The organism is Streptomyces sp. OfavH-34-F, from assembly GCF_022347745.1.
Classification (GTDB): Bacteria; Actinomycetota; Actinomycetes; order Streptomycetales; family Streptomycetaceae; genus Streptomyces.
The window spans coordinates 1-7,886 of sequence record NZ_JAKRGC010000304.1 but is presented as its reverse complement, the minus strand read 5'-3'; the positions used below and the strand labels follow the sequence as shown (position 1 = coordinate 7,886).

Genomic DNA, 7,886 nt, shown 5'->3' with positions numbered 1-7,886 from the left:
CAGGTTCACGTGCCGGGCGAGCACGGCCGCCTCGCGGTGGTTGCGCGCGGGCACGGCCTCCACGCGGACCCGGTCGGCGCCCAGCCGGTCGAGCGCGGCGGCGACGGCGTCGGCGCGGGCGGCCCAGACCGGCACGGGGGTGGAGACGCGCAGGTCGTCCACGGTCTTGTCGACGAGCCAGAGCCCCGAAAGGACGAGGGCGGCGGCCAGCACCCCCGTACGCAGCCGCGCCCCGGCCCGGCGCGTGTCGAGGGCCGCCGCGCACAGCACCGGCACCGCGACGAGGCCGAGCAGCCGCTCCACGTTGGTGCCGATCGGCGACGCCACGAGGAACGTGAGGAGCACCCCGGCCGCGTACACGGCGGCCCCGTACCGGGTGACCCGCCACTCCCGGGTCCGGGGCGCCGCCGCCACGAGCACCGCGCAGATCAGGAGCGGCATCCACAACCGGTTGGCGTGCATGGGCTGTTCGCCGGTGAACGGGAACAGCAGCGTGGTGGCCCCGACGACCGCGAAGAACGGGACGACGAGCACGGCGCCCGTCCGCCACCTCCGGTCCAGCAGGTACGCCGCGCCGACGACGACCAGGAACAGCCCGGCGACCGGGCTCGCCGCCGTCGCCAGTGCCCCCGCCACCGCGGCGACCGGGGCCCGGCCGGCGTACCGGCAGGCGACGAGCGCGAGGGCGACGCCGAGGGCGAAGGTCGTCCGCCCCGACGCGACGTCGCACCACAGCGCGAACGCGCCGAGCAGCGCGGGCGTGAGCGCGTGCCGCATGCCGGTGCGCACGAAGAGGCGGGCCAGCAGCCAGGTGGCGGCGAGCCCGGACACGACGGACACGGTTCGCACGCCGAGCAGGGCCATGGCGTACGTGGAGAAGACGCTGTAGTTGGCGGTGTGCGTCCCGCCGTACCACGAGAGGTTGTACGCCGACCCCGGGTGGCGGGCGGTGAACCCGGCCCAGGCGTACTGCGCGGCGAGGTCGCCGCCGCCGGTGGCCAGGACGGCGGCCCACACGGCGTACAGCGGCACGACGGCCGCGACGGAGAGCAGCGGCACGCGGTGGCGCCGCCACCACGGCGGCCGTGCCGCACCCCGCGCCGAACCGTCCGCGTCCGCCCGTACCTCTTCACCCACCAGCACGTGCCGAACCCTAGAGGCGTCCGACGCGTTCCCAGGCGCCCGACCGGGCCGCCGAACGGGTCGGCCGGCACAACTCGGCGTGTCCGCAAGGGTGCTGTGACATCTTTCCGGCCAGGAACGACGATCATGCGGCGGTTGACGCCGTCCGCGTACGGGTGAACGGATGGAACAGCATGACCAGCGACACACCCCGGCTCTACGAACCGCTCGACGACCGGTTCCGGACGGGCCGGTGCATGAACGGCGACGCGGCCCTGGAGGTGCTGTACACGGGCTGCCGGTGGGCCGAGGGCCCGCTGTACGTGCCGGCCTGGCGGCAGGTGGTCTGGAGCGACATCCCCAACGACCGGATGCTCCGCTGGGACGAGGAGACCGGGGCGGTCAGTGTCTTCCGCCGCTCGGCGGGCCACCCGAACGGCAACACCCTGGACCGGCAGGGCCGGCTCATCACCTGCGAGCAGGGCAACCGGCGCGTGACGCGCACCGAACTCGACGGCACGGTCACGGTGCTGGCCGACCGCTGGCAGGGCAAGCTGCTCAACAGCCCGAACGACGCCGCCGTGAAGTCGGACGGCTCGATCTGGTTCTCCGACCCCGACTTCGGGATCACCAGCGACTACGAGGGCCACCGCGCGCAGAGCGAGATCGGCGCCAACAACGTCTACCGGATCGACCCGGCACCGGAGAAGTGCGGCTCGTCGCCGACGGCCTCGGCGCGCCCAACGGGCTGGTCTTCTCGGCGGACGAGCGGCGGCTGTTCGTCTCGGACACGAAGGCGGGCCTGATCCGCGTCTTCGACGTGCGGGACGACGGCACCCTCTCCGAGGGGCGTGCCTTCGCCGAGGCGGCTGCCCGCCCGGGGGCCGGGTTCGACAACCTCCGCTTCGACGACGGAGGGCGGCTCTGGGTCGCCGCCATGAACGACGGCGTGCACTGCTACGACCCGGACGGCACGCTGATCGGCCGGCTCGACGTGCCGGAGACGGTGTCGAACATTTCCTGGGGCGGCGCGAAGCGCAACCGCCTCTTCATCACGGCGGAGACGAGCCTCTACTCGGTGGTGATGGGGGTGACCGGCACGCACCCGACGGGCCCGGGCCACCGGCCCTGGCTGGGCCGGTAGAGCGCTCCGAAGAGGCGTCGAAAGTTTCGAAACGGGTGGCGGGACGGTCGGAAAACGGGCCCGCCGCCGCCCGTTTCCTGCCCCGGCTACCGATGGGGAACCGTGCGCTGAGCTGTGATAATGGTGAACTCCCTTACGGAGAAAGGTGATCGACAGTTTCGCAACTCGTGCCGAAAGTATTGACACCCCCAGGGGGCGGTCCAACACTGAGCGCCGTCGGCAGGCCCCCAGCCGACGACGACCTGGTCATGAGGACGAGAGGACTCCCCCCATGCACGCAGCGCCCGCACTTCCCATGAGCCGCTCCCGAGGCCGCACCAGACCGGCGGACAGCCTGCGGCTGTTCATCCGCACCGCCTTCACCCTGCTGGTGGCGGCGATGGCGGCCATCGCGCTTCCCGGTACGGCCACCGCCGACACCACCGTCACCTCGAACCAGACGGGGACCAACAACGGCTACTACTACTCGTTCTGGACCGACAGCCAGGGCACCGTCTCGATGAACCTCGGTTCCGGCGGCAGCTACAGCACGTCCTGGCGCAACACCGGCAACTTCGTCGCCGGCAAGGGCTGGAGCACCGGCGGCCGCCGCAGCGTCACGTACTCCGGCTCCTTCAACCCGTCGGGCAACGCCTACCTGGCGCTCTACGGCTGGTCGCAGAACCCGCTCGTGGAGTACTACATCGTCGACAACTGGGGCACGTACCGGCCCACCGGCACCTTCAAGGGCACGGTCAACAGTGACGGCGGCACGTACGACATCTACGAGACGACGCGGGTCAACGCCCCGTCGATCGAGGGCAACAAGACCTTCAAGCAGTACTGGAGCGTCCGTCAGTCCAAGCGCACCGGCGGCACCATCACCACCGGCAACCACTTCGACGCCTGGGCGTCGCACGGGATGAACCTCGGCAGCTTCAACTACATGATCATGGCCACCGAGGGCTACCAGAGCAGCGGCAGCTCCAGCATCACGCTGGGCAGCACGTCCGGCGGCGGCGACAACGGCGGCGGCAACACGGGCGGTGGCAACAACGGCTGCACCGCGACCCTGTCGGCCGGCGAGAAGTGGGGCGACCGCTACAACCTCAACGTCTCGGTCTCCGGTTCCTCCAACTGGACCGTGACGATGAACGTCCCGTCCCCGGAGAAGATCATCGCCACCTGGAACACCAGCGCGAGTTATCCGAGCGCCCAGGTGATGACCGCACGGCCCAACGGCAGCGGCAACACCTTCGGCGTCACCATCCAGACCAACGGCACCTGGACCTGGCCGACGGTCTCCTGCAGCACGGCCTGACCCGAGGCTCCCCCCACGGGCGCTCCGGGGCGGCGGCGGCCGCCCCGGAGCGTTGTGCCGTCCCCGGGCGCTCTACAGAATCGGCGGCCGGCCCAGCCGGGTCATGCGCCACACCGTCCGCCACCGCATCGGCGCCCGCGGGCCGGGCGAGGTCCGGCACCCCTCGGCGAACCCGCCCCACCAGGCCCGCAGCCCGCCGAGCGACCGCATCCGGAGCATGGCCAGGGCGATCCACACGCCGAGGTAGACGGGAACCAGCGCCGCGGGAAGCCTCCGCCGGGCGAGCCAGACCCGGTTGCGCGCGGTGAACCGGTAGTGGGTGGCGTGCCGGGCGGGTGACGTCCTCGGATGCCGGAGGACGAGCGAGGGGACGTACCTGACCTCCCAGCCCGCGTCGAGCGCCCGCCACGCGAGGTCCGACTCCTCGTGGCCGAAGAAGAACTCGGCCGGCCACAACCCGATCTGCCGGAGCATCGGTACGGACAGGGCATGGCCGCCGCCGAGGAAGGCCGTCACCGGCCCCCCGCGCATCGGATCACCCGCCCGCAGCCTCGGTACCCAGCGCCGTTCCGTGATCCCGTGCTCGTCGGCGACCCGGAACCCGGCGATCCCCAGGGCCGGGTCCGCCGCGAACAGCCGGCCCACCTCCCGGAACACATCGGTCGCGACGAGCAGCCCGTCGTCGTCCAACTCCACGACCACGTCCACGTCGTCGGAGTCGCACAGCAGCCGCAGCGCGGCATTGCGCCCGCCGGGACAGCCCAGATTCACGGTGAGCGGCATCTTGGTCACGATCGGCGCACCGGGGACGCCGGTGGTGCCCAGGACCTCGATCGGCACGTCGTCGAGCGGGGTGGCGTTGCCCACCAGGACTATGCGCGCGGCGGGGACGTCCTGCTTCGCCACCGAGGCCAGCAGCGCCTCCAGTTCACGGGGACGCGTCCCCATGGTCACGATGACGACCCCGATGCGCGGCACGGTCACGGCGACTCACTTCCCTGATCGACGGAGCCCCGATGCTAGGCCCTGGCGCACCGTCACAAATCCATCACTTATGGAGGGCTCACCTCCCCTTGGTTCCGGGCGCACGGATACGGTCATGCCTCCACGAACCACACCTTGGGGGGACGAATGAACTGGAACGACAACACCCAGCGACCATGGGGCCCCGCCCCGGCCGAACCCACCGGCGCGGCTTCCAAGCTGCCCGGCTGGGCCCGCAAGCGCGTCCTCGTCCCGGCGGCGGCCGGGCTGTTCCTCGCCGGAGCCGTCGCGGGCAGCGCGGGCGGAACCGGAACGGAGAACGCCGGCCGCGCGACACCGGCGCCCACCGCCACGGTCACCGTGACGGCCAGTCCCGCGGCGAGGGACGGCGCGAAGGACACCGCCGACAACGAGCCGCCCGCGCCGAAGGGCACCGTCCGCCCGGCCGACGACGAGCCCGGCGCCAAGGTGTCCGTGCCCGACTTCGTCGGCATGGGCCTCCAGTCGGCGCAGGACGCGGCCCAGGCCAAGGGCCTCTACTCGCTGACCTCGCACGACAGCCTGGGCCGGGATCGGATGCAGGTCTTCGACCGGAACTGGAAGGTCTGCTTCCAGAACGTCCGGGCGGGCAAGTCGGTCGCCCGGACCACCGAACTGGACTTCGGCGCCGTGAAGACCGAGGAGAGCTGCCCGGCCAGGGACCGGCAGCCCCCGGAGGTGGTCGGCGGCAGGATGCCCGACCTGGCGGGCCAGTCGGTCAAGGCCGCGCGCGGCGCGCTCGACTCGGGGACCTCGCTCACGGTGAAGGACGCCGCGGAGGACCGCATGGTGCTGATGGAGAGCAACTGGAAGGTGTGCGCCCAGGTACCGGCGGCGGGCGTGAAGCTGAACGGGCAGCCGGTGGAGATCAGGGCGGTCAAGTTCGAGGAGACCTGCCCGTAACGGGCCGCGCCGGGGCGGGCGGGCCGCGGGTTCCTCCAGTGAGAACCCGCGGCCCGTACGGCCTCTCGTCTCAGCGCCTCATGCGGACGACAACTTGCCGACGAGGTCGATCCACTCGCGGGCCTCGGCCGTGAAGTCGGTGCGGCCGAGGTCGTGGTGCGCCGCGACCCAGCTGGCGGCCGCCGGCTTGTCCTCCCAGTCCTGAGCGGGGGCGGCGCGGCGCAGATGGATCTCGCAGCCGACCCGGTTGGTGACGAAGGTCAGCTCCAGCTGGGGCGGCCTGCCCCGGGTGCCGACGCGGTCGGTGAGCAGGAAGGTCTGCGTCAGGTAGATCCCGTACTCCAGGGAGGGGATGCGGTCGTCCGTGACCTCGCACGCGTCGCACAGGTACCCCTCGGCGGCGAACGCGTCGAAGATCGCCTCGTGCAGCGGAAGCGCGGCGATGTGCACGAGGTCGTGGTCGCCGACCCCTTCGGCCTCGTCGTACTTCACCTTCGTACTCATCGCGACGACCGCGCCGACGGCCTGGCCGGTCACCTCGGTCAGCGGCACGTCCCACGGGAGCCGCTGCTCGAACGGAACCCGGCGTTCCTCGCCCTTGGCGAGCTTGAAGTACCCGTTGGTGCTGGGCCAGCAGATGGTCTCCTTGGTGTCGGCGCCGTCGTACGACGGCTTCACCTCGGCGAACAGCTTGAGTTCGATTCCGCGCAGCTGGACATCGCTGTCCACCGCGCGCACCAGGACCTCGCCCCTGAGTGTTTCGCCGGGCCGTACGAAACCGGCCGCCACCTGGGTGTCGACCTCCAGCGGCACGGAGCCGCCCCCGCCAATGCGTCGCAGACGCCTGAAGACCATGTTCGTAGGCTAAACGGCCGAACTGATCATGACCAGATCCTCATTTCGGGCACGAACGGGAACTCCCCGCCCCCCACCGTCCCCGCCCGTGCGGGCGCGGGCGGGGACGGACGCAGGGCGCCCGGCGTGGGCCGGCAGGGGCGCCCTGGGGGCTTCCTACAGCCCGTAGGGGCTGATCAGGATCATGATGCAGCCGTAGGTCGGGGGCGTCACCCATGCTGCGAGGGCGGCCACGCTGAGAATTCCCACAACCGCCTTGAATTTAGGCACGTTTAGCTCTTTCCTTCCCGCTCAGTAAGCAAGTTCGAGTGGGAAGTTAACCAGGAGGGCCTGACAATCCGAATTTATGCATAAGGCATATGCCAGGCGTATATTCGGTTATGCGTCGTCCTCGTCCGAGGGGTGCTCGCGGAACGATTCTTCATATGTGCGTTCGATGATTTCCCGGCGCTGGTCGTCCGCCGCCCTCAGTACCTCCTCCAGCAGCACGCGGGCGGCGTTTTCCTCCGTGACGTCGTCCGTCCGGGCCGCGACGGCCACCGCCGCCCGGAGGCGGTCCGCCGCGTCGGTCAGCCGGCCGGCGGCGAAGTCCGCGCGACCGAGCCGCCGCAGCGCCTGGGCCTCGTGCTGAGCTGCCCCGATGCTCCGGGCGGTCCTCAGCGCCTCCAGGAGCTGTCGGCCGGATTCGTCCACGGCGCCGAGCCGCCAGTGCGCTTCGCCGATCCCTACCAGGGTCTCCGCCTGGCTCTTCAGGTCACCCAGTGCGGCGAATTCCGTGAGTGCTTCCCCGAACTCGGCGAGCGCGGTTCCGGGGTCGCCGGATTCCATCATGGCTTCGGCGAGATTTCTCCGTACCGTCGTACGGTCGTACGGGCTGCCCTCGACTTCCAGGAAAGCGAGGGATTCCTCGAATGAGCGGCGGGCTGCCGCGACATCGCCCGCCCGTATCTGTAATTCACCGATGTTGTTCAGTGTCTTCGCGGAAGCGGTCGTGTCGTCGGCGTCCCGGAAGCCTTCGAGGGCCCCGAGGAAATGGTGGAGGGACTGTTCGCGCTCCCCCAGGTGCAGCAGGGCGACGGCAATATTGTTCCGGCCGCGGGCCCGCTCCCACGTATCGCCCGTCCGCGACACGAGGGCGAAGGACTGCTGGAGCAGGACGAGCGCCTTCCGGTTCTCGCCGAGGAGCCAGTGCAGCGAGCCGAGCACCCGGAGCGCCGCCGCCTCGGCGGCCTCGTCGCGCAGGGTCCGGGCCAGGTCCAGGGCCCGCTCCCCGGCCTCGGCGGCCTCCGCGTAGTCCCCGATGCTCGAGGCCGCCGCGCACAGGTCGATCAGGGCGCAGCAGAGCGCGGACGCGTCGCCGTCCGGCCGGTCCCAGGTGGCGACGGCGTGCAGCAGGAGCTTTCGGGCGTCGTGCCAGTGGCACTCGGTCTGGAGGAACCCGGCCAGGACACAGGCGAGGCGGGCGGCCCGGTCGGCAGCCCCGCCGCGCCGGGCGTACTCCTCGACGGCCAGCAGGTTGCCCCGCTCCGCGGCGAGCCA

Annotated in this window: 6 protein-coding genes and 1 pseudogene; 3 read left to right on the top strand and 4 right to left on the bottom strand. The window is 71.2% G+C overall.

The window, feature by feature from the left end; translation table 11 throughout:
• Positions 1-1,059 (bottom strand): hypothetical protein (locus MHW47_RS29075; protein ID WP_239226739.1); only part of this gene is annotated, 1,059 nt, incomplete at its 3' end.
• 257 nt (positions 1,060-1,316) lie between these two features.
• Here MHW47_RS29075 and MHW47_RS29070 point away from each other — a divergent pair.
• Positions 1,317-2,266: pseudogene (locus tag MHW47_RS29070) on the top strand (SMP-30/gluconolactonase/LRE family protein).
• 295 nt (positions 2,267-2,561) lie between these two features.
• Complete coding sequence (locus tag MHW47_RS29065; protein WP_239226738.1) at positions 2,562-3,566, top strand: glycoside hydrolase family 11 protein; 1,005 nt, start codon at positions 2,562-2,564, stop codon at positions 3,564-3,566.
• A 72-nt stretch (positions 3,567-3,638) separates the two neighbouring features.
• Here the strand turns inward: MHW47_RS29065 and MHW47_RS29060 are convergent, their stop codons facing one another.
• A complete protein-coding gene (locus MHW47_RS29060; RefSeq protein WP_239226737.1) occupies positions 3,639-4,550 on the bottom strand; it encodes a glycosyltransferase family 2 protein in 912 nt (303 codons plus the stop codon).
• A gap of 147 nt (positions 4,551-4,697) precedes the next feature.
• Between MHW47_RS29060 and MHW47_RS29055 the strand changes: the two genes are divergently transcribed.
• Complete coding sequence (locus tag MHW47_RS29055; protein ID WP_239226736.1) at positions 4,698-5,492, top strand: hypothetical protein; 795 nt, start codon at positions 4,698-4,700, stop codon at positions 5,490-5,492.
• A gap of 78 nt (positions 5,493-5,570) precedes the next feature.
• On the opposite strand, the gene MHW47_RS29050 is transcribed toward MHW47_RS29055, so the two are convergent.
• A complete protein-coding gene (locus tag MHW47_RS29050) occupies positions 5,571-6,347 on the bottom strand; it encodes a sporulation protein (protein WP_239226735.1) in 777 nt (258 codons plus the stop codon).
• Between the two features lie 378 nt (positions 6,348-6,725).
• Positions 6,726-7,886: tetratricopeptide repeat protein (locus MHW47_RS29045; RefSeq protein ID WP_239226734.1), on the bottom strand; the 1,161-nt coding region annotated here is incomplete at its 5' end.

What these genes read in the sequence shown, in the direction of transcription:
- MHW47_RS29065 (WP_239226738.1), top strand. Translation starts at nt 2,562, where the DNA reads ATGAGCCGCTCCCGAGGCCGCACCAGACCGGCGGACAGCCTGCGGCTG.
- MHW47_RS29055 (WP_239226736.1), top strand. Translation starts at nt 4,698, where the DNA reads ATGAACTGGAACGACAACACCCAGCGACCATGGGGCCCCGCCCCGGCC.
- MHW47_RS29050 (WP_239226735.1), bottom strand. Translation starts at nt 6,347, where the DNA reads ATGGTCTTCAGGCGTCTGCGACGCATTGGCGGGGGCGGCTCCGTGCCG.